Origin of the sequence: Gilliamella sp. wkB18, from assembly GCF_001690875.1 — a bacterium.
Taxonomy (GTDB): Bacteria; Pseudomonadota; Gammaproteobacteria; order Enterobacterales; family Orbaceae; genus Gilliamella; species Gilliamella apicola_A.
The window spans coordinates 24,958-51,190 of sequence record NZ_LZHM01000049.1; the positions used below are offsets into that span (position 1 = coordinate 24,958).

At 35.8% G+C, this 26,233-nt stretch carries 19 protein-coding genes; 11 read left to right on the forward strand and 8 right to left on the reverse strand.

What is annotated here, in order from left to right; translation table 11 throughout:
• Positions 1-18: 18 nt before the first annotated feature.
• From purL to A9G48_RS05315, 4 genes are all read right to left on the reverse strand, one after another.
• Positions 19-3,921, reverse strand: a complete 3,903-nt coding sequence (gene purL / locus A9G48_RS05300) for a phosphoribosylformylglycinamidine synthase (protein ID WP_065575900.1) — start codon at positions 3,919-3,921, stop codon at positions 19-21.
• Positions 3,922-4,316: 395 nt separating this feature from the next.
• Positions 4,317-5,999, reverse strand: a complete 1,683-nt coding sequence (gene glnS, locus A9G48_RS05305) for a glutamine--tRNA ligase (protein ID WP_034948496.1) — start codon at positions 5,997-5,999, stop codon at positions 4,317-4,319.
• A gap of 268 nt (positions 6,000-6,267) precedes the next feature.
• Complete coding sequence (locus A9G48_RS05310) at positions 6,268-7,611, reverse strand: ATP-binding protein (RefSeq protein WP_051825471.1); 1,344 nt, start codon at positions 7,609-7,611, stop codon at positions 6,268-6,270.
• Positions 7,608-8,336: a winged helix-turn-helix domain-containing protein gene (locus A9G48_RS05315; protein ID WP_034948499.1), complete on the reverse strand. Its 729-nt coding sequence runs from the start codon at positions 8,334-8,336 to the stop codon at positions 7,608-7,610. Before A9G48_RS05315 ends, A9G48_RS05310 begins: the two co-directional genes overlap by 4 nt.
• 159 nt (positions 8,337-8,495) lie before the next feature.
• Between A9G48_RS05315 and A9G48_RS05320 the strand changes: the two genes are divergently transcribed.
• Genes A9G48_RS05320 through A9G48_RS05335 form a run of 4 tightly spaced genes read left to right on the forward strand, consistent with a single transcriptional unit; the run spans position 8,496 to position 10,829 of the window.
• Entirely contained in the window at positions 8,496-9,227 is a 732-nt protein-coding gene (locus A9G48_RS05320; protein WP_080715945.1) for an MtnX-like HAD-IB family phosphatase, read from the forward strand.
• Positions 9,228-9,236: 9 nt separating this feature from the next.
• A complete protein-coding gene (locus A9G48_RS05325; protein ID WP_034948502.1) occupies positions 9,237-10,070 on the forward strand; it encodes an alpha/beta hydrolase in 834 nt (277 codons plus the stop codon).
• A complete protein-coding gene (locus tag A9G48_RS05330; RefSeq protein WP_034948505.1) occupies positions 10,070-10,426 on the forward strand; it encodes an EamA family transporter in 357 nt (118 codons plus the stop codon). Before A9G48_RS05325 ends, A9G48_RS05330 begins: the two co-directional genes overlap by 1 nt.
• A gap of 1 nt (position 10,427) precedes the next feature.
• Entirely contained in the window at positions 10,428-10,829 is a 402-nt protein-coding gene (locus A9G48_RS05335) for a DMT family transporter (protein ID WP_034948508.1), read from the forward strand.
• Positions 10,830-10,903: 74 nt separating this feature from the next.
• Here A9G48_RS05335 and A9G48_RS05340 read toward each other — a convergent pair whose 3' ends face one another.
• The 3 genes from A9G48_RS05340 to A9G48_RS05350 all read right to left on the reverse strand — a co-directional run bounded on the left by A9G48_RS05340 (position 10,904) and on the right by A9G48_RS05350 (position 14,306).
• Positions 10,904-11,776, reverse strand: a complete 873-nt coding sequence (locus A9G48_RS05340) for an arginase family protein (RefSeq protein WP_034948511.1) — start codon at positions 11,774-11,776, stop codon at positions 10,904-10,906.
• On the reverse strand, positions 11,773-12,822 hold the full coding sequence (locus A9G48_RS05345; RefSeq protein WP_034948514.1) for a GNAT family N-acetyltransferase: 1,050 nt from the start codon (positions 12,820-12,822) through the stop codon (positions 11,773-11,775). The genes A9G48_RS05340 and A9G48_RS05345 overlap by 4 nt, the downstream gene beginning before the upstream one ends.
• Positions 12,823-12,896: 74 nt before the next feature.
• Positions 12,897-14,306 carry an aspartate aminotransferase family protein gene (locus tag A9G48_RS05350; RefSeq protein ID WP_141670393.1) on the reverse strand — a complete coding sequence of 470 codons (1,410 nt, stop codon included), beginning with the start codon at positions 14,304-14,306 and terminating at the stop codon, positions 12,897-12,899.
• Positions 14,307-14,490: 184 nt separating this feature from the next.
• On the opposite strand from A9G48_RS05350, the gene A9G48_RS05355 reads away from it, so the two are divergent.
• From A9G48_RS05355 to gyrB, 7 genes are all read left to right on the forward strand, one after another.
• Entirely contained in the window at positions 14,491-15,240 is a 750-nt protein-coding gene (locus A9G48_RS05355) for a MipA/OmpV family protein (RefSeq protein ID WP_034948517.1), read from the forward strand.
• Between the two features lie 101 nt (positions 15,241-15,341).
• Entirely contained in the window at positions 15,342-16,262 is a 921-nt protein-coding gene (locus A9G48_RS05360) for a recombination-associated protein RdgC (RefSeq protein ID WP_034948520.1), read from the forward strand.
• A gap of 179 nt (positions 16,263-16,441) precedes the next feature.
• Positions 16,442-17,560, forward strand: a complete 1,119-nt coding sequence (ompA, locus tag A9G48_RS05365) for a porin OmpA (RefSeq protein ID WP_065575901.1) — start codon at positions 16,442-16,444, stop codon at positions 17,558-17,560.
• A gap of 159 nt (positions 17,561-17,719) precedes the next feature.
• Positions 17,720-19,078, forward strand: a complete 1,359-nt coding sequence (gene dnaA / locus A9G48_RS05370; RefSeq protein ID WP_034948523.1) for a chromosomal replication initiator protein DnaA — start codon at positions 17,720-17,722, stop codon at positions 19,076-19,078.
• Between the two features lie 15 nt (positions 19,079-19,093).
• Positions 19,094-20,197 carry a DNA polymerase III subunit beta gene (gene dnaN / locus A9G48_RS05375; protein WP_034948526.1) on the forward strand — a complete coding sequence of 368 codons (1,104 nt, stop codon included), beginning with the start codon at positions 19,094-19,096 and terminating at the stop codon, positions 20,195-20,197.
• 49 nt (positions 20,198-20,246) lie between these two features.
• Positions 20,247-21,338 (forward strand): DNA replication/repair protein RecF, encoded by a 1,092-nt coding sequence (gene recF, locus A9G48_RS05380; RefSeq protein WP_034948529.1) that lies wholly within the window; start codon positions 20,247-20,249, stop codon positions 21,336-21,338.
• Between the two features lie 24 nt (positions 21,339-21,362).
• Positions 21,363-23,774 carry a DNA topoisomerase (ATP-hydrolyzing) subunit B gene (gyrB, locus tag A9G48_RS05385; protein ID WP_034948532.1) on the forward strand — a complete coding sequence of 804 codons (2,412 nt, stop codon included), beginning with the start codon at positions 21,363-21,365 and terminating at the stop codon, positions 23,772-23,774.
• A 409-nt stretch (positions 23,775-24,183) separates the two neighbouring features.
• Here gyrB and gss read toward each other — a convergent pair whose 3' ends face one another.
• Positions 24,184-26,061: a bifunctional glutathionylspermidine amidase/synthase gene (gene gss, locus A9G48_RS05390; RefSeq protein WP_034948535.1), complete on the reverse strand. Its 1,878-nt coding sequence runs from the start codon at positions 26,059-26,061 to the stop codon at positions 24,184-24,186.
• Positions 26,062-26,233: the final 172 nt, after the last annotated feature.

A 26,233-nucleotide genomic window follows, 5' to 3' on the forward strand; every position in this document is an offset into this window, starting at 1 on the left:
CGGCGATCTTTGTTTTATTTAACCTAATTGCTTACGAGCATTACGAAATATTCTCATCCAAGGGCTATCTTCACCCCAGTTATCAGGATGCCATGAATTAGTTACTGTTCTAAATACCCGTTCTGGATGTGGCATCATAATAGTTGCCCGCCCATCTTGAGATGTCACTGCAGTAATACCGTTTGGCGAACCATTTGGATTAGCAGGGTATTGCTGTGTTACTTTGCCAAAATGGTCAATATAACGTACGGCAATTAATCCTGATGCTTCTAAACGGCTTAGATGAACATCATCACCCACTTCAACACGTCCTTCCCCGTGTGAAACAGCAATTGGCATATGCGAACCAGCCATATCAGTAAATAGTAACGAAGGACTTGATTGAATTTGCACTAAACTAAAGCGAGCTTCAAAACGTTCTGACAAATTGCGAACAAAACGAGGCCACAAATCCGCTCCCGGAATTAAATCTTTAAGGTTCGACATCATCTGACAACCGTTACAAACCCCTAACGATAAAGTATCTTTGCGATGGAAGAATTGTTCAAATTCATCACGCACTTTTTTATTAAATAAAATAGATTTGGCCCAACCTTCACCTGCTCCTAAAACATCGCCATAAGAGAAGCCACCACAAGCAACCAGTGTACTAAATTGACTAAGCGTAATTCGACCAGAAAGTAAATCAGTCATATGTACATCGATTGCTTCAAAGCCAGCTCTATCAAATGCTGCCGCCATTTCAACGTGTGAATTAACGCCTTGCTCACGTAAAACAGCGACTTTTGGTCTTATTCCTTTAGCAATATAAGGTGCTGCAATATCGGCTTGCAGATCAAAAGTTAAGTGCACATTTAATCCTGGATCATCTTCATTTTGTTTAGCTTGATGTTCTTGATCTGCACATTCAGGATTATCACGTAAGCGTTGCATTTGCCATGTCGTTTGCGCCCACCATGTTCTCAAGGTTAAGCGTGATTCACGGTATACCGTAGCTGAGTTATCACGCACAATAATTTGTTGACCAGTTTTAGCATTACCAAGCACATGAACCGTATGGGATAAGCCAAACTGCTTAAAGCAAGCCATCACATCATCTAAACGGTTACTAGCTACTTGAATAACCGCGCCTAATTCTTCATTAAATAACGAAGCAATCACATCATGACCTAACGAGGTAATGTCTACATCAACACTACAATATCCAGCAAAAGCCATTTCGGCCAATGTCACAAACAGCCCACCATCAGAACGATCATGATAAGCAAGCAAAGCATTCTGGTTTACTAAAGCCTGAATCGCATTATAAAAAGCAAGTAGTTCTTTAGGATCATGAACATCCGCTGTTTTTTGGCCTAAATGACGATACACTTGGGCAAGTGCGGTGGCTCCTAGTGCTTGATGACCTTTCGATAAATCAACCAACAATAATGTATTATCCTGATCAGTACGCAATTGTGGTGTCACTGTTTTACGCACATCTTCAACACGCGCAAATGCCGAAATTACCAATGATAATGGTGAAGTCATGGTTTTTTGCTCACCATCTTGTTGCCATGTCGTTTTCATGGACATCGAATCTTTACCAACAGGAATAGCAAGCCCTAAAGTTGGGCATAACTCTTCACCAATAGCTTTAACGGCCTCATAAAGCCCAGCATCTTCGCCCGGATGCCCGGCCGCTGCCATCCAGTTAGCTGAAAGCTTAATGCGTTTGATATCACCAATATTGGTTGCGGCAATATTAGTAATTGCCTCACCAACTGCAAGCCTTGCTGATGCGGCAAAATTAAGTAACGCAACTGGCGCACGTTCACCGATTGACATAGCTTCACCATAATAACTATCCAAACTTGCAGTAGTCAAAGCACAATCAGCAACAGGTACTTGCCAAGGCCCAACCATTTGATCACGAGCAACCATACCCGTCACTGAACGATCGCCAATAGTAATTAAAAAGGTCTTTTCGGCAACGGTTGGCAAATGTAGAATACGTTTGACCGCATCATATAAATTAATTTCAGAAGTTGAAAAACTATCACCATGTGCTTGGTGAGTTTTAACATCACGTTGCATTTTAGGCGTTTTACCAAGTAGCACATCTAATGGCAAATCGATGGGATGATTATTAAAATGCTCATCATGCAAGGTAACCGCCTTATTGGCGGTTGCCTGACCAATCACCGCATAAGGTGCACGCTCACGCTGACAAAGTTCAGCAAATAATGCCAATTTATCGGGATGAATCGCAAGCACATATCGTTCTTGTGATTCATTACACCAAACTTCTAGTGGTGACATACCTGGTTCATCGCTAAGTATTTTACGAAGCTCAAACTTACCGCCACACCCACCATCGCTAACAAGTTCAGGCATTGCATTAGACAAACCTCCAGCACCAACATCATGAATAAATAAGATAGGATTATCTTCACCAAGTTGCCAACAGCGATCGATAACTTCCTGACAACGGCGCTCCATTTCAGGATTATCACGCTGAACAGAAGCAAAATCCAAATCAGCATCAGACTGACCCGACGCCATAGACGAAGCCGCTCCACCGCCTAAACCAATATTCATCGCTGGGCCACCTAAAACAATCAGTTTAGAGCCAGCTGGAAACTCACCTTTTTGGATATGTTCACGGCGAATATTACCCATACCACCAGCTAACATAATCGGTTTATGATAACCTCGAAGCTCCTCGCCATTATGGCTATTAACCTTTTCTTCATAAGTACGGAAATACCCTAACAAAGCCGGACGACCAAATTCATTATTAAACGCCGCACCACCTAAAGGACCATCCATCATAATATCAAAAGCGCTCACAATGCGATCTGGCTTACCAAAATTTTGCTCCCAAGGTTGTTCAAAATTAGGAATACGCAAATTAGAAACTGAAAACCCAACTAAGCCCGCTTTAGGTTTAGCACCGCGTCCAGTTGCCCCTTCATCACGAATTTCACCACCACTCCCCGTTGCCGCACCCGGCCAAGGTGATATAGCTGTTGGATGATTATGTGTTTCAACTTTCATTAAAATATCTGCATATTCTTGATGATAGCAGTATGTTTTATTCTCATTATCCGCAAAAAAGCGCCCAACGATTGAACCGTCCATCACTGCGGCATTATCTTTATAAGCGGACGAAACATAATCAGGAGTGTGTTCAAAAGTATTTTTGATCATCTTAAACAGTGATTTAGGCTGCTTTACCCCATCAATAACCCAATCGGCATTAAAAATCTTGTGACGACAATGCTCAGAATTGGCTTGTGCAAACATATAAAGTTCAATATCAGTAGGATTACGATTTAGTTTTTTAAAGTTCTCAACTAAATAATCAATCTCATCAGATGCTAACGCCAAACCTAATTTAAGGTTAGCCTCGTCTAATGCCTTAGGACCTTGACCTAATAAATCAATGATTGTCACTGGCGCAGGTGATTCAACATGAAATAACTGCTCGGCTTGCTCAACATGGCTAAAGACCGCTTCCATCATGCGATCATGAATTAATGCTATAAAATCGTTTTTTTGCCAATCGGTTAATTCTGAACTTACTTGCACATAATAAGCAATCCCCCTCTCAATACGGCGAATCTGTGATAAACCACAATTATGCACAATATCAGTTGCTTTTGATGACCAAGGCGAAATCGTTCCCGCTCTTGGCGTCACTAAAAAGAGTTGCTTGCTAGCTATTTGGTTAACATTGATTTGTGCAGTTTTTGGACCGTATTGTAATAATTTATCTAACGTTAACTGTTGTTCAGCCGTCAATTCGCCTGCCAAATCAACAAAATGCAGGTATTGGGCTTCAATATTGATAACAGGGATAGATTTTTTACAACAAGCAGATAAGATTTTACTAATACGAAATGGAGATAATGCAGAACAGCCAGCTAAAATTTTCATGAAAATTACTCTTTTTAAGCTAAAAATAGAGAAGAAATAAGACAATATTATAAAAGAAAGTAAACCATGTGCCTACATAAAAACAGTTATTGAATATATTAAAAAGCTTTACTAACTTTACATTTAAGCATCAAACTATAAATAAAAGCTTTTATATGAAATTATATAATATGACAAATAAAAAAATTGCAGATAAAAACACATAATGTATTTTGACACAATGTGTGTGGATTTCTGCTTAATTTGATTGTAATTGCATAAGAATAATTTTTAATAGTGCGAAATAAATCCTTTATTATTTTATTTTTGGGTTCAGCTAAAACAGCTACCAACCGCATTATGTGAAAATAAGTTTTAAAATAATTCGCCGACTGTTATTCGGCGAATTATTTTAATTAAGTTTTAGATTCACTCCAACTATCCCTTAAACCAACAGTTCGGTTAAACACTAACCTACCTTCAGTTGCAAATTTGCTATCTAAACAAAAATAACCTTCTCGTTCAAATTGGTAGGTTTGCCCCGCTTGAGCTTTTTGTAAACTTGGCTCAACAAAACCTTGTTTAATAATTAATGAATTAGGATTAATTGTTGATAAAAAGTCCTCAGCAGCACCTGGATTTGGCGTATTAAATAAACGATCATAAAGGCGAATTTCAGCTGATTTTGCAAACTTAGCCGAAACCCAATGAATCACACCTTTGACTTTACGGCCATCTTCAGGATTTTTATTTAATGTAGTAGGATCATAGCTACAATAAATTATTTTGATATTGCCTTCTGTATCTTTTTCAACGCGATCAGCACGAATTACATAGGCATTACGCAACCGCACTTCTTTACCAAGCACTAGGCGCTTGTAGTTTTTGTTGGCTTCTTCTCTAAAATCGGCTCGGTCGATATAAATTTCACGAGTGAAGGTCGCTTCACGCGTGCCTAATTCAGGACGATTAGGATGGTTTGGCATACTAATTATTTCGTCAATATTATCTGAAAAGTTTTCAATCACGATCTTAACAGGATCAAGCACCGCCATTGCACGAGGTGCATTTTCGTTCAAGTCTTCACGAATGCAAAACTCAAGCGTGCTCATTTCAACGGTGTTTTCTTGCTTGGTGACACCAATTCGGCGACAAAATTCTCGAATCGAAGCTGGAGTGTAGCCACGGCGACGCAGTCCCGATATTGTTGGCATGCGTGGATCGTCCCAACCATCGACAATTTTTTCTGATACTAATAGGTTTAACTTACGTTTAGAGGTAATGGCATACTCTAAATTTAATCTTGAAAATTCATACTGATGTGGGCGAGCATCGATTGTGATATTATCTAATACCCAGTCGTATAAACGACGATTGTCTTGGAATTCAAGCGTACAGAGTGAATGTGTGATGTTTTCTATCGCATCAGAAATACAATGCGTAAAGTCATACATTGGGTAAATGCACCATTTATTACCTGTTTGGTGATGCTCGGCAAACTTAATACGGTATATCACAGGATCACGCATAACAATAAATGGTGATGCCATGTCAATTTTAGCTCTTAGGCAGGCTTTTCCTTCAGCAAATTTACCTGCTTTCATTTGCTCAAACATGGCTAAGTTCTCGTCAATAGGACGATCACGATAAGGACTGTTTTTACCTGGTTGAGTTAATGTGCCCCGATATTCGCGAATTTCATCAGCAGATAGCTCGTCAACATAAGCTAGTCCTTTTTTGATAAGCTCAATGGCATATTCATATAATCGGTCAAAATAATTAGATGAATAGCAAATGTCACCATCCCATTTAAATCCTAACCAACGAACATCTTGTTTGATCGATTCAACATATTCAACTTCTTCTTTAGCTGGGTTGGTATCATCAAAACGTAGATTACATTTACCCTGATAGTCTTGTGCAATGCCAAAGTTTAAACAAATTGATTTAGCATGACCAATATGTAAATAGCCGTTTGGTTCAGGTGGAAAACGGGTATGCGTTGTTTTATATTTGCCAGCTGCAAGATCCGTATCAATAATTTGACGGATAAAGTTAGTTGGACGAGTTTCAGTCTCTGTCGGTAGTGAACCGCTCATAAAAAACCTCTGATGATATGTTTATTAATAACAAATTATGAATATTTGCTTGCCATTACTTTTGTGTTGGTTGATGAATATAACAAATTTTTGTTATTTCTGAAATGGGAAGCAGGCTATTTGTATCAACAAAATTGGCGTTTAGTTAAACGATATTATTTTTTCACAATATAACTAGGGTGTTAATAAAAAAATATCAATAAAAACATCAATAAAATAAATTTGTTACCAATAATTCTTTGACCGTATTTACCAATCAATACTGTCGTTATTCATCTCCCGATTTTAATGAAACCACAAATCTTGCTCCACCTAATGGACTTGTAACCACAAAAGCTTTACCATCATGAAATTCTGCCATAAGTTTTACATATGCTAGACCTAAACCATAACCTCCGGTTGACCGAGTTCGGCTGGTATCAAGTCTTGCAAATGGCATAAATATTTTTTCTCGCGCATTAAAAGGAATGCCAGCTCCATCATCATCAATCTCTAAAATAACACGATTATCTTGTTTAGTAATGTTTAAGATTGCTTTATGCGTCGCATATTTAAATGCATTAAGTAATAAATTTTTAACAATCGTTTCAACCAAATTGGTATCAATAAAAGCCTGTGCATCTTGACTATTACAAACAAGCTCAAATCCTTTAGGTTTAAATAATGTTATGGATTGGCAAACTTTTTCACTCCAATCTTTTAGTGAGACATGAGTAAAGTTCAGCTCTATGTTACTTTGCTGCATTTTGAAGTAATTTAAACTGGCGTTAATTAAAGTTTCAAGTTCATTGATATCATCATTCATGCCCTTTTGGAGAAGCAATTTTTCTTGCTCATCATTGGACTCTTCAAGCATACTGAGTTCAAATCGCATTCGCGCTAATGGTGTACGAAGTTCATGTGCCATTGCATGGGATATGGTCTGGTTGGTGCTAACTAAGTGTTCAATATGCATACCCATGTTATTTAGTACATTGGCAAGAGGCTTAAATAACCAACCTTTTACGTTTTCAGTACGTGCTTTTAAATTACCTTGACCTAGCTGTTCAGCCGTTTGTCTGATATTGACTAAATCTTTCCAGACAGCACTAAAAGCCATATAAATTAAAATAAAAAAGATAATGGCACTAAATAAAGCCCAGATAATTAAAAAAACAGACAAGGACATCGTATTGGATTTTAAAATATCTCGCATCACCATTGGCCCCAGTTGTAGCAAATGACCATCCTTTAGATCAATATAAATGACCTCTTCATCGCTATCATATGAAAATCCTAACTTTTTTAACTCGTTGTTCACCGTATTTTGTAGTGGAGTGCCAGTCGGTAGAATAGTAATAGGATAGCCAAAATAGGGCTGTAATTCGTCGACAACATTTTGTAAAGGACGATCTTTGTTTTCATCAATACGCATACGAATCAAGTTGACTGTACCCCGTTGTGATTCACGAAAGACAATATGATCATCGGGCATATCAGTTAATGACGAAGGTAACGAATCAAATACTAGCAATGCGCCATAAGCAATAATGCATTGCAATGATAGTAAAATAACGAGGTAAAAGACAATTCGGCGATTAAAAAATAACGGCTTAGCAAGTAACTGTCTCAATGGTTTTCTCCCTCTCGCATAAATAAATAGCCCTTACCTCGAACGGTTTTGATTCGTGATGGATTATCTGGATCATCAAGTAATTTTCGGCGAAGTCTTGAAACTCGCGCATCAATGGAACGATCACTACCATCAAAATCAATACCACGAACTTGTGAAAAAATATCATCTCGAGACAAAATGCTTCCTGCATTAATGGCTAGTATCCAAAGCAGATCAAATTCGGCAGTGGTTAAATCAATCTCGTGTTCTTGCAATAGTACTTTGCGATTTTCGCCATCTATGGCTAATTGACCAAATATTAGTGTTTTATTATTTTGAGGTATGACAAGTTCTTTTATGTTGTCTTTATCGCTTTCTATCTGCTTTCGCCGTAATAAGGCTCTGATGCGCGCAAGCAGTAGTCTTGGTTCAACAGGCTTTGCTAAGTAGTCATCTGCTCCTAATTCAAGGCCGACGATTTCATCAATATTATCTTCGCTCGCGGTCATAATTAGGATATAGTTGGTAAACCATGCACGGATATCTCGACAGATGTCAAAGCCTGTTTTTTCAGGTAACATGACATCTAATATCACCAAATCAGGATTAAGTTGTTGAATCTTTTCTTCAGCACCAGCACCACTATTATGCCATTCAACTAGGTATCCTTGTCGAATAAGATAGACTTGAATTAAATTGGCTAACCGCTGATCATCTTCGATGATTAATATACGTTCACTCATTATCTGTTCTTAATTACCACGGCTTGTACTTAGAGTGTCTCATTATACAGACAATTTATTCCCCGTTACAAAATATATACAAAGAGCCAACAAAGTTTATTGGCACTGTATGAGAAAATTTGCACCAATATCTTTATATAGACTATTTTTATATCCAACATGAATACTTTTTCATCAATAACAGGGTCGCTTTTTAATCCGTCTTATACACAGTACCACACGCCAATTGTCTTATGTGATTTTGATGGCACAATTAGTATAAAAGATGTTACTGATACGTTACTCGACCATTTCGGCCAAGATGGTTGTGATGAGCTTGAAGAATTATGGATTAATGGCAAAATTGGCTCTCAAGAATGTATGAGCAAGCAAATTTCCCTAATGGACGCGAGTTTAGAAGAGCTTAACCAAGTTTTATCAAAGATTGAAATTGACCCATCATTTAAGTCATTTATCAATTATACTGAACAAAATAATATTCCTGTTCATGTGGTAAGTGACGGATTAGATTATGCGATTCAGTTCATTTTAAAACGTCACGGCATTGAACATTTACCTATTTTTGCTAATAAATTACTCCATGACAATGAACGTAGTTGGCGGCTTGAATTTCCTTATTCTAATAAAAATTGTATAAAACAGAGTGGTAACTGCAAATGTAACCATGTTAAAAAACAGCAATATTTTCCACAAATACTTTATGTGGGTGATGGCACGTCAGATTATTGTGTTTCACATAATGTTGATTTTGTTTTTGCTAAAGATAAACTTGTTAACTATTGTGAAAAAAATAGAATTGAACATTGTAAGATTACTAATTTTGCAGATGTAACTACGGCATTAAAACAGGATCAACAAGCGGTTATTCCTGTCATGATGGTAAAAGAATAAGGAATTTTAATGAGTAAAATTGAAGATTTATCTTACTTTCTTCCAGGTAATAAAAACGGCGTGCTATTGATTCATGGTTTAACTGGTACACCTAATGAAATGCGGATTTTAGCTAATGGTTTAAATAAAGTTGGATTTACTGTTTATGCAATCCAATTAGCTGGGCATTGTGGTACTGAAGAAGATCTGTGCAAAACAACATGGCAAGATTGGTATAAAAGCGTACAAGATGGTGCAAATTATTTAGCACAACATGTAGATAATATTTTTGTTGCCGGATTATCAATGGGGGCACTACTTGCATTAAAACTTGCTGCCGATAGACCTGAACAAATTAAAGGTGTTGGCGTTTTAGCTCCCACATTTTGTTACGATGGTTGGAGTATGCCTTTTTGGGCAAAAAAACTTTTTTTCTTACTCGTTTACTTTAAAAAATTAGGTATTTTTCAAAAAAAAGTTTTTATCGAACAACCACCTTATGGACTTAAAGACGAACGTATTCGAGCTGTCGTTTCTGAAAGCATGTTAAGTGGTGATGCAGCCTCTGCTGGGCTTGCAGGCAATCCATTTCCTGCACTTGCCGAAATGCAGTTACTGGCAAAAGCCATGCGTAAGCAATTACCTAAAGTTACTTCACCTTGTTTAATTATGCATTCAGGCAACGATGATATCGCAAATATAGAAACCAATGCCAAATTAGTTGAAAAATCGGTATCAGGATCAACAAAATTAGTGGTATTAAATGATAGTTATCATTTAATTACGATTGATAGTCAACGACGTGAAGTAATCAAAGAGTGTGCATCATTCTTTGATAATATCGCAGAAGGAATAAAAGCATAATGTCACCATTAGTTATTATACTTTGGATTAGTAATATCTGTTTTGATACACTAGGGCAAGTCGCTTTTAAATTTGCCGCCATTGCTCCCAATAACCGCGATGGTTGGTACTATTGGTTGGATTTAGCTAAGAATAAGTGGATTTGGGTTGGTATTATCGCTTATGTAGCTGAATTTTTATTATGGTTAGCCTTTTTAACGTTAGTACCCCTTTCGCAGGGCGTATTACTTGCTTCATTTAATATCATTACTATCATGCTAGTAGGTCGAGTGATTTTTAAAGAATTGCTCACTATTTATCGCTTAATTGGTATGTTATTAATCACCGCAGGCGTTATTTTTGTAGGGATGTCTTAATATGGCCAGATTTTATATAATTGGATTTACCGTATTGCTGCTTTTTGACACCATTGCTCAGTGTAGTTTTAAATTAACTGCAATACATGCAGCACCATTGGCTATGAACGTTGATTGGCTAGTTCGTGTATTTACTAATCCATGGATTTATATCTCAATAGCGGGGTATATTTTAACTTTTTTTACTTGGATGACTTTACTAAAAAAAGCTCCTGTAGGCCCTGCTTTTGCGGCATCTCACTTTGAAGTTGTAACTGTTATGGTGGTTTCAATCTGGCTATTTCACGAACCGATTACATTATTCAAGTTAATTGGTGCAATATTAATTGTTTCAGGTATTTTCTTTTTAGCGTTAGCAGAAAGTAAATTATCTAAACAAAAGCCAAACGATCTTCAACGTTAAGTTCCAATATAGCAAGGAAAGTAGGTGATTTTTATACTTAACCACGTACTTTCCTGAAGCTTTTTTACAAAAATTCATACAGATAATGCCTTTAATAATGTCAAATTAAGCTGATATTGCTCTTGCTGCCAATTGTGAAGGTCATTTGGTGATATGGTAGGTTGTTTATCAAGCGAGCTAAGAAAACGCTTAAACCAATTTGATGGCTGCCATATTGATAGTTCACCTGTAATATCACTGCCAATAATTCTAGATTTAATTGAAGAAATAGTATCCAGTAGATGATAAGTTTGTAATTTACCTTGATCCCAGTTGGTGTGAATTACCTCTTCACTCAATACATCTTTATCAATCGACATATAAACAGGCTGTGCGCTATGATATTGTTCTGATAGGAAGTTAGCAATAAGATCATCTGGTGTAATAAAATGCCTAAAAGCATGCCCTAAGCCCATTTTTTTAGCCCATGCAACATTAACATCTAAACTCCAATAGGTCAGCTTTTTATGAAGCAGTGGTGCCCATCGATTCTCCCAACAATGTGTAATCCCAATATCATGAGAAGTAATACCAAGTACATGTACATGGCTCACAAAAGGCAAACTTGCCACGTAACTTACCCATGATCCACAATGGATACCGAACAAATAGCGCATATTGTCAGGGTGATTATCAAAAATCACGACTTGAATCGGGTTATCGGCAGAATATTGCTGTGCTAAACGTTCAATAAGCAATAATGAAATATGATGAAAATCACCACTACCCATGAGTACCGTACCATGGCTTTCTGGTAAAAATTGCTGTAACACATGGTTAAATCGGTTAAACGTCTTTTTAGTACAACCAAAGCGTATTGCGTCTTGCCACTGGGTAAAATCAATCGTTTTAGCATGACAAATCTGACCAACACTTCTATCAAAATCGAGAATAATAGGGCATGTCATGCTACTTTCTCCTTATCATTTTCAAAATAACCAATGAATCTACGCAATACACCCCTTAATAATGGATTGCGAATATAGACAAGATGTTTAGTAAAGGTAAATTTTGCACCTAACGAAGCTTTTACTTCGGGATCAGTCCAGCCTGCAATATAGTGACTAAAGCCTTGCTGCAAAGCATATTCAAGATTAACAAACCAACTTACAAAATAGAGATTAAGTTCTCTTGCCTGTGGATAAACCATGCCAATATATTTATCAACTAACATATTATTAACTACAAAACAAATATTATACCCAACCAATTTATCATCATGATAATAAGTCACTATATGCGCATTTTGGGTTTTACATTGTAATAGTTGGGTGAAAAACGGTTTGGTCAATAAGTCAAAATGTATTTCACTTTGCTGATAAACATTAAGGTACAATTGATAATACTCATCTATAACAGTATCATTAAAAAAACAATCATCACCACTATGCAAAACATTAATATTTAATTTTTCACGTGATTTTAGTTTTCGTCTAAAATTTTTACGCCGGCTATAAGAAAAACGAGAAAAGACTTCACTTATATCACTAAAATCAATCGGTACCCAAGCCAATGCTTGCCCTTCAACTTCAATAAAGCCTTGTGCTTTTAATGATGAAATAAGGCGTAATGAATAGTCATTATCTTTTTCACACAGTAAAGGTGATGCAATAGGTATATCTTTAACAATTAAAAAAGGATATCGTTTAGCATAAGCCGTTTTTAGATTTTCAGCTAATTGATTTGCTTCAACATTATCATTTAATAACGCATATTCCGAAACAGTAGCACCGACGAAACAAGTATTGGGCTGTAAATAACACCGCCATTTATGATAAAACGGAAGTTTCTGAACTTTATACCTGAAATCATCATCCGCAGTAGTAAGTAGATTAAACTTAGCAGAAAAAATAGGTACACCATCTTCACTAAGCCATACAGAAAAATCTTGTGGAGGATGATTTAAAAAATTTTCTATTAATTCATTTGGTTCTAACTGGTTGATGTATTTCATAACGTTAAATCTATGATTGGCTGTAACACGCAGTCCCGCCAATAAACATTGACGGGAAGATGAGAATTAAGCAATTAAAGCTCTCTTTTCGCTCGCGTAATTAATTGATCTAAAAGTTCAATGCCCTGATCAATTTCTTGACGAGAAATATGTAATGATGGTGCAAAAGTAATCACATTTTTATAGTAACCACCGATGTCAAGTACTAAGCCCATTTTGGTGCCTTTCCAATCAAGATCACCTGACATGCCAATATCAACCATTTTATCAACTAAGGCTTTATTAGCTGTAAAACCATCTTCTGTACAAATTTCCGCACGAAGTGCCAAACCTAAACCATCAACTTCACCAATTTCTTTATGTTTCTTCTCAAGTGTTTTTAAACCTTCAAGGAAGTAAGCACCACTATCCATAACCATTTTTTCATAATCGGTTTCAGAAGTCATTTTCAACACTTCAAGACCAACTGCCGTACCTAGTGGGTTTGATGCAAATGTTGAATGTGTTGAACCAACTGGGAACACTTCAGGGTTAATTAATTCTTCACGCGCCCATAAACCACCAAGTGGGTTAAGACCATTAGTTAATGCTTTAGCAAAAACCACAACATCTGGCTTAACATCAAAATGTTCAATTGACCAAAGTTTACCAGTACGATAAAAGCCCATTTGGATTTCGTCGACGACTAATAAAATACCATACTGATCCAAAACCTTCTTAAGACCTTTAAAGTAATTACGAGGAGGAACAATATAACCACCTGTTGCTTGTAAAGGTTCAGCATAAAATGCAGCGTATTCTGCTTGCCCAACTTTTGGATCCCAAACGCCATGATATTCGGTTTCAAATAAGCGCGCAAATTCTGCAACCAAATGCTCACCATACTCTTCTGCTGTCATTCCTTTTGGACGACGGAATGGGTATGGAAATGGAACAAACATCGCACGATCACCAAAATGACCATAGCGACGGCGATAACGGTAACTTGATGTGATTGATGAAGCCCCTAAAGTTCGTCCATGATATCCACCTTGAAAAGCAAACATTAATGATTTACCACCTGATGCATTACGAACTAATTTTAATGAGTCTTCAATACATTGAGAACCACCAACATTGAAATGTACACGACCTTCGTAACCAAATCGCTTTTCCATACCTTGAGCAATGGTTTTGGCTAATTCAATTTTTGTAGGATGTAAATATTGGCTAGCACATTGTGGTAACGTGTCGATTTGCTTTTTGAGAACATTGTTTAAACGTTCATTAGCGTAACCAAAGTTACATGCGGAATACCACATTTGTAAATCAAGGAAAGCTTTGCCTTCTTTGTCATACATATAGCTACCTTCACAACCGTCAAAGATTTTTGGTGGCTCAACATAATGCACAGTATCACCAAAAGAACAATATTTAGCTTCATCGGCCAATAGCGTAGCATCATCAGGGCGACTATTAATCATTTCTAAAGTTGGTTTACTCATAATTTATCTCACTAATCCATATTCAAACATGATAAAATGTGGCATTATTATTCAAGAAATTGGTTTGTTACAATGTACAGTTAATGTATAAATTGTGTGACGGCAATAAAAACAGTTAAATACACACTAATAAATTTGTATAACTAGCAACGGGAGAGCACTTTTTATAAAATAGGCATAAAAAATGAAAAAAACAGCTTATAAACTTTTTATTTTATCAATCCTAGCTTTAGGATCTATCCAAATTGCAATAGCTAATCCCACATCCATTGGTTTTGGTGTCGGCAGATCGAATTCACCCTACAAAAGCTACAGTACAAATTATTACCCCATCCCTCATATTGATTATGATAATGGTCTATTTTTTATCGATGACCTGTCTGCTGGCGTCTATGCTTATAAACAAGGCAATCAAAGTTTTTCTATTGGTACTCGCTATCTATCTAACGAATTTACCCCCCATGAATCAAATAACCACCAACTGAAACAGTTAAAGTCACGTCATACAACCTTATTAGCTCAAATCGAATATTCAATTGACACAAAATGGGGAAGTTTTTCTAGCAATGTTGGCAAAGATATGTTAGGTGAAAGCAATAGTATTTTAATCAATGCTGATTACAGTTTACCAATTATACAAGAGAGTTTAATTATTGTTCCAACTATTGGCATAAATTGGGCAAATAAAAAACATAATAATTACTACTATGGCATATCGCATAAAGAATCTTATAGTTCAGGATTAAAGTACTTTAATCCAGATAATACATTTACTCCTTATGTCGAAATAGCAGTGCAATATATGTTAAACAATCATTTTGCTACTTTTGGTGGAATCCATGTCGATAAATTAACTGGTGATGTCTCAAAAAGCCCCATGGTTGATAATAGTACTGTTACATCAATTTATATGGGGATTTCTTATAAATTTTGAGTGAGATAAATAAAATTGAGATAAAACAACATAACTTATTATGTGTAATATTACTAATAATTAAAAACGACTTCATAGATTAAAACTTTAGGAAAAATAGTATGCTTTGGTTTAGAAACGCCATTATTTACCAACTTAATAACGATACACTACTGGATAAAGATTCAATTGAAAAAGCACTAAAATCACATCTATTTACTCCATGCGGTAATTTAGATACAACAAAAATAGGTTGGGTATCACCTTATCATGATAAAAATTACGATGATTTTATTATCGATATGCAAGGGCATCTATTATTACGCATCAAAAAAGAGACAAAAATATTACCGTCACCAGTAATCAAACAGGCATTATTAGAAAAAATTGAAAAACAAGAGCAGTTGTTAAATAGAAAATTATCAAAGAATGAAAAAACGATACTAAAAGATGAAGTAATGATAGATTTAATGCCTAGAGCATTTAGTAAATATAATTATTATTGGTTATGGATTGATACGCACAATAAACGCATTATTATTGATTGCAGCAGCTTTAAACAATCTGAAGATATTCTAGCAATTTTACGTAAAGAACTAGGTTCGCTAGCATTAACGCCCTTATCAATCGACAAACCACTTGAACAAGTCATGACCTCATGGGTTAAAGAAAAATTAAGTTTTCCTCCATTTATTTTAGGCGATCAGGCAGAGCTAAAAGATCCTCTTGAAGGGAACGGTATTATCAGTTGTAAAAATCAAGAAATTACAAGCGATGAAATATTAGTTCATTTTAATTCAGGGAAATGGATAACTAAAATTAAAATTATTGATGAAAGAGGTATTAGCTTTATCGTCAATACAGATCTAACATTTAAAAGAATCAAATTTGATTCTATTATTTTAGATGAAAATGAAGACATCAGTACGGATGAGTCAGATAAGCGACTTGAGGCCGATTTCTTTATTATGGCAAGCACTTTATCTAATACAATCAATGATTTTCACATCGCTATTAATAAAATCATTGGAAATATTATGTAAATTTTTTTTACATTAAATGCCATTAGTTCTAGATTTGCGTATTATATATGCTATAATCCACACTAAATTATGTGTATCATAATCAAAAACAATAAGTAATCATTCCTTTAATTTAAAGTGAAATTTAAAAAAAGGAAAATAAACAACGTCTATAACAACATTTAAGTTGAGGCAATAAAATGAAAAAAACAACATTAGCTCTAGCTGTAGCAGTTGCAAGCTTAACGGCAAATGCAGCAAATGCAGCGTATGAAGAAAATACTTTTTACGTCGGTGGTAAATTAGGTTGGTCAGATTTTTATAATTTAGATGCAAATAAAGTTCGTGCTTACGAATCTGCTTCTATAAAAACATCTGATCATAGCAATATCGCTGGTGGTGGTTTCATCGGTTTCCAAGCTAACCCTTACTTAGCATTTGAATTAGGCTATGACTGGTTAGGTTCAGCTAAATATAAAAGAAGTGCTCATCATTATGGCTTTGGTTATACTAGAGACCATGACATGGGTAATAGCAAAGTTTCAGCTCAAGGCGTGTCTTTAACTGGTAAATTAAGTTACCCATTATCATTTATTAATGATGATTTAGATGTTTATGGCCGATTAGGTGCTATGGTAACTATTGCTAAATGGAAAAATGGCGGATATGTTAAAGAAGACTTTGGTCGTGGCGGAACAAAAACTGATGTTTCACCAGTATTTGCTTTAGGTATGGATTACCGCTTAAATGATGATTTATCTACTCGTTTAGAATATCAATATGTTAATCATATTCATACTAAAACTGATGTCTCCCCAGACGCAGGTATTTTAAGCTTAGGTATTACTTACCGTTTAGGTTCACCAGTTGCTGCTCCTGCACCAGTTGTAATTCAAACTCAAGAAAGAGTGTATGATTTAAATGCTGACGTTTTATTTGCTTATGCAAAAGCTGACCTAAAAGAAAAAGGTCGCCAAGCATTAGACGAATTATTATCAGATCTTGTTAAACTAAATCCTACTCAAACGGCTATCGTTGTAATTGGTCATACTGACCGTATCGGTTCAGACAACTATAACCAAAAACTTTCAGAAAAACGAGCTCATTCTGTGATGAGTTACTTAGTATCTAAGGGTGTTCCATCTGATATTATCAGTGCTCGTGGTGTTGGTAAATCTCAACCTGTTACTGGTGAAAAATGTAATACCCTTCGTGGTGCTGACTTAAAAGCATGTTTAGCACCAGATCGTCGTGTACAAATTGAAGTTAAAGCACGTAATCTTCAACAAGTTCAAGAAATTAGAGAAACAACTCACTAATTTTGTTTACTTGTAAACATAAAAAGCCCGGGTAATCCGGGTTTTTTATTGGCTAAATCTTTTAGAAAATAAATTATATATTATGGTTCTATAAATTACCCACAAAAAGGGATATAATAACTAGCTCGCTGTTAATAATAAAAACTAAAGGAGTTGCTTGTGCCTACCGCTATATGGCAAGAATGTATTTCCCAATTACAAGAAGAACTTCCTACAACGGAATTTAACTTGTGGATTCGCCCTTTACAAGCGGAACTGGTTGATAATAAACTCTATATTTATGCTCCCAACAGGTTTGTTTTAGATTGGGTTAAAAATAAATATTTAACTACTATATCTCAATTATTAAATAAACTTTTTAATGATGATTCACTTAAATTATATCTTGAAGTTGGATCAACTTTGTCTACTAACAAAAAGGCAAAACATAATCACGCTAAAGCAGACATTATGCCTGCATGGAAAATAACTAAAGAAAGCAATAATAATCACACCTATCATTCTGGTATTAATAATAAACATACTTTTAATAGTTTTGTTGAAGGTAAATCTAACCAACTAGCTGTTGCTGCTGCCAAACAAGTAGCAGAAAATCCTGGTAAAGCTTATAACCCATTATTTTTATACGGCTCCACTGGCTTAGGTAAAACACATCTATTACATGCAGTCGGCAATCAAATAATGGAAATAAAAACTAATGCCAAAGTTGTTTACATGCATTCAGAACGTTTTGTTCAGGACATGGTAAAAGCTTTACAGAATAATGCTATCGAAGAATTCAAAATTTACTACCGCTCTGTAGATGCATTACTTATTGATGATATTCAATTTTTTGCAAATAAAGAACGATCTCAAGAAGAATTTTTTCACACATTTAATTCATTATTAGAAGGAAACCAACAAATCATTTTAACATCCGATCGCTACCCTAAAGAAATCGATGGTGTTGAAGATCGCCTAAAATCTCGTTTCGGCTGGGGACTAACTATTGCTATTGAGCCACCAGAACTTGAAACACGGGTCGCAATTTTAATGAAAAAAGCAGAAGAAAATAATATTAGATTACCTGAAGAAGTTGCTTTTTTTATTGCTAAACGTCTACGTTCCAACGTTCGTGAACTAGAAGGTGCACTTAATCGGGTTATTGCTAATGCCAATTTTACAGGTAAATCAATTACTATTGATTTTGTTAAAGATGCTTTAAAAGATTTGCTTGCCTTACAAGAAAAATTAATTACGATTGAAAATATTCAAAAAACTGTTGCCGAGTATTATAAAATCAAAATATCTGATTTGCTATCTAAACGGCGTTCCCGTTCTGTGGCAAGACCACGACAAGTCGCAATGGCATTAGCTAAAGAATTAACCAATAAAAGTCTTCCCGAAATAGGTGATGGCTTTGGTGGAAGAGATCATACTACTGTATTACATGCATGTAGAAAGATCGCAGAATTGAAAGAAGAAAGCAATGATATTAAAGAGGATTATTCCAATTTAATTCGAACATTATCAACCTGAATAAGAATCAACATTATGAAATTTATTATTGATCGCGAAAAACTTATCAAACCACTGCAACTTGTTAGTGCACCTTTAAGTAGCCGCCCAACATTACCTATTTTAGGAAATTTATTACTACAAGTGAGTGATAACACGTTATCGATGACAGGAACTGACCTCGAGATAGAAATGATTTCCCATTTGCCTTTAACCGAGGCCAATGAACCAGGTGCAACTACAGTGCCCGCACGAAAGTTTCTCGATATTTGTCGAAACCTTCCAAATAATGCCCAAATATCAATAACTTTTGATGATAATCGATTAATGATTCAATCAGGGCGCAGCAAATTCTCTTTATCAACACTGCCCGCAAATGATTTCCCCAACTTAGAAAACTGGCAAAGTGACATCGATCTTTCTGTTCCACAAAAAACGATCAAACGTCTTATCGATGCAGTCCAATTTTCTATGGCTAACCAAGATGTTAGATATTACTTAAATGGTATGTTATTTGAGATTGAGGATGGTTTATTGAAATCTGTGGCAACAGATGGACATCGATTGGCTGTTTGTGCTCAACCAATTGGTCAAAATATCACTGCTTCTTGTGCTGTTATTTTACCTAGAAAAGGAGTAATTGAGCTTGCAAAACTAGTTGGTGATAATGAGAATCCAGTTAATATTCAAATTGGAAATAATAATTTTAGAGTTAACCTTGGTGATTTTACCTTTACATCCAAACTGATTGACGGAAGATTTCCAGATTACAAAAGAGTATTACCACGCAATCCTGATAAGCCGCTTGAAGTATCCTGTGATGAGCTACGTAATGCGCTATTACGCGTGGCTATTTTATCCAATGAGAAATTTCGTGGCATCAGACTTCATCTACATAACAACCAAATAAAAATTACTGCCAATAACCCAGAACAAGAAGAGGCAGAAGAAGTTATTGATGTAAAATATGAATCTGCAGAACTTGAAATTGGCTTTAATGTGACCTATCTACTAGACATATTAAATACATTAAAATGCGATATCGTACAACTATTATTAACTGATGCAACATCCAGTGTCCAAATTGAAGATATCAATGACCAATCTGCAACTTATGTTGTTATGCCTATGCGCTTATAATCAAATTTAACTCAACTTTTCCGGCTTCGGCCGGAATAATTGACAGTATATGACTCTATCAACCATTAACGTTCACAACTTTCGCAATATTGATTATGCGCAACTTGTTTTATCGCCGCATTTCAACTTCATTGTTGGTGATAATGGCAGTGGCAAAACCAGCCTACTTGAAGCCATCTATATGCTTGGTCATGGACGAGCATTTAGGCACACCCAATCAAATCGAATTATTCAGCATGAACAACCTGAGCTTGTATTATTTAGTGAGATCAAAAATACTAATCAGCAAGTCCATTCAATAGGCCTTTCAAAATCACGAAATAATGAAAATAAAATAAAAATAGATGGAGACAAAGGCTTTCGATTAGCCGATTTAGCCAAATTATTACCAATACAATTAGTGACACCTGAGGGATTTGATTTATTGAGTGGTGGCCCCAAATATCGCCGTACATTTATCGATTGGGGATGTTTTCATCATTATCCTGAGTTTGTTCATTTATGGAACAATTTAAAACGCCTATTTAAACAACGTAATGCACTTTTAAAACAATCTCATAATTATAAACAATTATTACATTGGGACAAAGAAATTGTCCCACTTGCCGAAAAAATCAGCCAAATTCGAGCCGATTATTTACAACATATTTTTCCTGAAATTATTCAAACTTGCCGTGATTTTTTGCCCGAATATCAACTTAATTGCCAATATTATCAAGGTTGGGAGCATGGAATTAATTACTCCGAACAACTACAAAAACAATACGATCGCGATAAGCTCCTTAATTACACCACCCTAGGACCACATAAAGCAGATATAAAATTACGTATTGATAATATACCTGTTGAAGATCTCTTATCCAGGGGGCAACTAAAGCTAATGATGTGTGCTTTACGTTTGTCTCAAGGTGAATATTATTCAAAACAAAATTCACAATCTTGTATTTACTTGATTGATGATTTTGCTTCAGAGCTAGACCACAATAAACGTGATTTGCTAGCAAAGCGATTAAAATTAGCAAATTCACAAGTGTTTATTACCGCAGTTAGCCAAGATCAAATTACCCATATGATCGATGAAAATGATAAGATTTTTCACATAAAATCTGGTATAATTTCGCAAATATACAGAATGATATAAACAATCAATTAAGTCGAGAAATCCATGTCTAATTCTTATGATTCTTCTAGCATAAAAGTACTCAAAGGGCTTGATGCTGTCCGTAAACGTCCAGGTATGTATATTGGTGATACTGATGATGGAACAGGACTTCATCATATGGTTTTCGAAGTGGTCGATAATGCCATTGATGAAGCATTAGCGGGTTATTGCCAGCATATTGAAGTAACCATTCACCCTGATAACTCGGTTTCTGTACGTGACGATGGTCGCGGAATTCCAACCGGTATTCATGAAGAAGAAGGTATTTCAGCGGCTGAAGTTATCATGACCGTATTACATGCAGGGGGTAAATTCGATGACAACTCATATAAAGTTTCTGGAGGATTGCATGGCGTTGGGGTTTCAGTTGTTAATGCCTTATCCGATAAATTAGAACTTATTATTTATCGCGATGGTAAAATTCATCAACAAGTTTATAACTTAGGTGTACCACAAGCACCTCTTAACATCATTGGTGAAACCACAGAATCAGGTACATACGTTCGCTTCTGGCCAAGTCCTGAAACATTTACTAATATTGAATTTACTTACGAAATACTTGCTAAACGACTTCGTGAACTCTCTTTCCTAAACTCAGGGGTATCAATAAAATTACTTGACGAACGCACAGGAAAAAGCGAGCATTATCATTACGAAGGTGGAATTCAGGCTTTTGTTGAATATCTTAATAAAAATAAAAACCCGATTCATCCTAAAATTTTTTATTTTAGCACCGAAAAAGACGATATTGGTGTCGAAGTAGCATTACAGTGGAATGATGGTTATCAAGAAAATATCTACTGCTTTACTAATAACATTCCTCAGCGTGATGGTGGAACACATCTAGCTGGTTTTCGTGGAGCCATGACTCGTACATTAAACAATTACATGGAAGCGGAAGGATACAGCAAAAAGGCTAAAATTAGCGCCACTGGCGACGATGCCCGAGAAGGTTTAATTGCAGTTGTATCAGTCAAAGTGCCTGATCCTAAATTCTCGTCACAAACCAAAGACAAATTAGTCTCATCAGAAGTCAAATCAGCTGTTGAATCGGTTATGGGCGAAAAATTAGCCGAATACCTGCTTGAGAATCCATCCGATGCAAAAATTGTGGTCGGCAAAATTATCGACGCAGCAAGAGCGCGTGAAGCTGCGCGCAAAGCACGTGAAATGACACGACGCAAAGGTGCATTAGACTTAGGTGGCTTGCCGGGTAAACTTGCTGATTGCCAAGAAAAAGATCCAGCGCTTTCTGAACTGTACTTAGTGGAAGGGGACTCAGCAGGGGGCTCAGCAAAACAAGGGCGCAACCGCAAAAATCAAGCAATCTTACCGCTTAAAGGTAAAATTTTAAATGTCGAAAAAGCTCGTTTTGACAAAATGCTCTCATCGCAAGAAGTCGGAACATTAATTACCGCTCTTGGCTGTGGAATTGGTCGTGATGAATACAATCCAGACAAAATGCGTTACCACAGCATCATCATCATGACCGATGCCGATGTCGATGGTTCGCACATTCGCACCTTATTATTAACATTTTTTTATCGCCAAATGCCTGAAATCATCGAACGTGGCTATGTTTATATTGCACAACCGCCTTTATATAAAGTTAAAAAAGGCAAACAGGAACAATATATTAAAGATGATGATGCAATGACGCAATTCCAAATTGCCTTAGCGCTTGAAGATGCCTCGTTACATGTTAACGACCATGCCCCTGCACTTGCTGGTAAAGCATTAGAACAATTGATTGCAGAATATCAAAAAGTTGAAAAGCTTATCACCAAAATGGAGCGTCGCTACCCTAAAGCATTGCTTTGTGAATTGGTTTATCATGATGTATTAAACGAAAGTATTTTACAAAATCAACAACTAGCCGAAAATTGGGCAAAAACACTTATCGAAAAGCTGACAAACAAAGAACAACATGGCAGCAGTTACAACTATGCAACTAGCTACAACGAACATACCCAGTTGCACCAACCTGTAATAAAAATCAAAACGCATGGTGTTGACACTAATTATACATTGGATCAAGCATTTATTCACAGCAATGAATACCGCAAAATATGCCACCTTGGTGCACAGCTCAAAGACTTACTAGAAGAAAGTGCATTTATCCAGCGTGGCGAACGTAAACAATTAGTTCAATCTTTTGAAGAAGCAGTAGATTGGTTAATTAAGGAATCACGTCGAGGATTGACTATTCAACGTTATAAAGGTCTAGGCGAAATGAACCCTGAACAATTGTGGGAAACTACCATGGATCCAACCAGCAGACGTATGTTACAGGTGACTATCAAAGATGCTATAGAAGCAGATCAGCTATTTACAACACTAATGGGGGATGAAGTTGAACCTCGACGATTATTCATTGAAGAAAATGCGCTTAAAGCTGCTAATTTAGATTTCTAACTATCAATTTAACAAAAAATAAAAACCCAGACATAATGTCTGGGTTTTTATTACGTAAATTAAAGATAATTTTTAATATGTAGCTACCCCAAAATGCCTTAATTGGTTTATCTACCATACTATTCATCAAGACAGAGATTATATTTTAGTTGCGTTTAATTATTTATCTTCTGACACATTTAATTACAAATATTTTTGTTATTTATATCTAAATTATTAATCAACCATTTATCGATAACTTTGTCTACTAGTGAGGATAAATTCATAGCTTCTTGTTTAAACTAAGAATTGTATTTTTTACCCACATGATATCCTTTGAATTGTAAAAAAACACACTAACCTATTAGTCCATATAATCCTTTCTATTATTAGATTTTAGCTATTATTGATAAAATAACTACAACTATATTTATTCTTTTAAAAACTCTTCATCAGTTAGAACTCGCAATGGCTGCATATCACTTTCACCTTTGATGACCAAAGAATGATCAGAACGCAAACAAGACCCACCATAATGCCCACCGACAGTAAATGTGCATATCTGAAGATAGCAGTCATCAACTTTTGGCAAACACCATAATTCTTGATAGATATTTTCTTGTTTTGCAAATCTTCCAACTGTTTTATCAAGAATCTGTTCTTTACTACTTACCAATTGAATATCACTACCACGACGTCCAGCAATAGGTTTTATCGCATAGCCTTTTTTTATTAAGTTTTCATTGAGTTCAAATGTAGATTCTAATAAATAACGATGATTAGGAAATAAAGACCATAATACCGGTAAAATAGCCTTATTACTTGGAATAACTGTCCATAACGGTTCGAAAACTGTTACTTCTGGTCGTAAAAGTACATCAATCAATCTGACTGAATTTTCAGGATGCCATGTTCGAATAGGTAATCCAGCTATTTGAGCTTCACTTTCTTGACGAAGTTGCTCTAATACAGTTTCCCATGCCCAAGTTTTCCAAACGCAGGTCACTTGTCTACCTTCATCATCAACTAATCGACCTTGTCTATCCCATTTTAGTCCATTAAGTCCACGTAAAATTTTGCTATTAAAGCCAGCTTGGATTAATGCTTTTTGCATAAATAAAGCATGATAATTCTCTTCACTATCATTATCCTGCATAATATGAATAAAAGCTTGCGCATCACTATGCTTCCAACTGTTAGCCAACGAATTTAACAAGCCACTACTTGGGTTTGTCCCCTTTGTTAGACCTGCTTGAATCGCCCATTTCTGTAAAATGGGACCAGCCTCAGTGTGGCAAGAAGCGGAATCAGCATTATATTCATAAACCTTTAAACCACGCTTGTCCATACAAAAATCCAATCTCCCTGATATCATTTGATATCGGCGTTGTTGCCATGAAAGACGCAACCTTGGCCATAAGATTTCAGGAATATTAAAGTTAAGCAATAAGTTATCATCTTTTAATACTTTATCTGTTGCATGCAGATACATTAAATGTAATTCGTTGGTTGCACGAATTAGTTCTTGTTCAGCACTTTCTGAAATAGTGAAATAACGATAATGATCATCGTGACTAATCGCATGTCCTGCTGCTTGTATATAAGCATTTTCTAATGAATCTTTTGCATCAAGCCAATCACTATCAAATTGACCTTGATTTTCAATATGAGCGCTATGAATAGCAAATAATGATTTAGAAACATTGGGTTGAGGTAAACTATATTCAGTATTTTCGGTTTGGATCATCCAACCAAGAATGATAGTATCATCAAATGTATCTTGCAACTCATAGCCAGTATCTGTGGCTATCATTACTAGTTCTCGCGTCCAATACTGGCCTATAGGTAAACGAGTATGTATAACATTCTGTTCGGCAATTCGAATTTTATCCTCAAATACATCTGTGATAATAGCAACATGCCCAGTCCGATCAAAAACACCGCCATCATCCCATATAAGTAAAGCACCTGCTTCCGGCTTTTTTTTGCTTCCATTTGCAAATGCCTGTAAAGGCAAAATGGCTTCATTTAGCACTTGTCTTAAAAAGCGAAGTGAAAAAATCTCATGAGCCATACCAACATCAGTAAAAACAATACCATAATTTAAGAATAAAAATCGTCGTGCAAATTCAACACATTGCCATTTATACCCCATATATTCATGACCAGAATAACTGCGAAAAGCAGCATCATCAGGATATTGTATGGAATCTAATTTTTCATAATCAGAGGAATAAATTGCAACACCTCCTGGCGCATAACCAAGCAATGTACCAAAAGGTTCTTTTTTATTGGACTGTTCTAACATGATATATTGCCCTTTTTAAAATAATAGTATAGTGTTTATCCCACTCTGATAAATTTTACTCCTCATAGCTCAAATTATCTACTTTAAGAAGTAAAGTTTATACATAATTACTCTTGAATAATAACAAAGAGCCTATATATCAACTACTCAATCATAGCAATATAATATATCG

Bases quoted from the DNA above. Each gene is read 5' to 3' on its own strand.
- A9G48_RS05320 (WP_080715945.1), top strand. From the start codon at position 8,496: ATGAATACTTTTTCATCAATAACAGGGTCGCTTTTTAATCCGTCTTAT.
- purL (WP_065575900.1), bottom strand. From the start codon at position 3,921: ATGAAAATTTTAGCTGGCTGTTCTGCATTATCTCCATTTCGTATTAGT.
- A9G48_RS05360 (WP_034948520.1), top strand. From the start codon at position 15,342: ATGCTTTGGTTTAGAAACGCCATTATTTACCAACTTAATAACGATACA.
- A9G48_RS05355 (WP_034948517.1), top strand. From the start codon at position 14,491: ATGAAAAAAACAGCTTATAAACTTTTTATTTTATCAATCCTAGCTTTA.
- A9G48_RS05315 (WP_034948499.1), bottom strand. From the start codon at position 8,336: ATGAGTGAACGTATATTAATCATCGAAGATGATCAGCGGTTAGCCAAT.
- gyrB (WP_034948532.1), top strand. From the start codon at position 21,363: ATGTCTAATTCTTATGATTCTTCTAGCATAAAAGTACTCAAAGGGCTT.
- A9G48_RS05330 (WP_034948505.1), top strand. From the start codon at position 10,070: ATGTCACCATTAGTTATTATACTTTGGATTAGTAATATCTGTTTTGAT.
- A9G48_RS05325 (WP_034948502.1), top strand. From the start codon at position 9,237: ATGAGTAAAATTGAAGATTTATCTTACTTTCTTCCAGGTAATAAAAAC.
- A9G48_RS05340 (WP_034948511.1), bottom strand. From the start codon at position 11,776: ATGACATGCCCTATTATTCTCGATTTTGATAGAAGTGTTGGTCAGATT.
- recF (WP_034948529.1), top strand. From the start codon at position 20,247: ATGACTCTATCAACCATTAACGTTCACAACTTTCGCAATATTGATTAT.
- A9G48_RS05350 (WP_141670393.1), bottom strand. From the start codon at position 14,306: ATGAGTAAACCAACTTTAGAAATGATTAATAGTCGCCCTGATGATGCT.
- ompA (WP_065575901.1), top strand. From the start codon at position 16,442: ATGAAAAAAACAACATTAGCTCTAGCTGTAGCAGTTGCAAGCTTAACG.
- glnS (WP_034948496.1), bottom strand. From the start codon at position 5,999: ATGAGCGGTTCACTACCGACAGAGACTGAAACTCGTCCAACTAACTTT.
- A9G48_RS05345 (WP_034948514.1), bottom strand. From the start codon at position 12,822: ATGAAATACATCAACCAGTTAGAACCAAATGAATTAATAGAAAATTTT.
- dnaN (WP_034948526.1), top strand. From the start codon at position 19,094: ATGAAATTTATTATTGATCGCGAAAAACTTATCAAACCACTGCAACTT.
- gss (WP_034948535.1), bottom strand. From the start codon at position 26,061: ATGTTAGAACAGTCCAATAAAAAAGAACCTTTTGGTACATTGCTTGGT.
- A9G48_RS05335 (WP_034948508.1), top strand. From the start codon at position 10,428: ATGGCCAGATTTTATATAATTGGATTTACCGTATTGCTGCTTTTTGAC.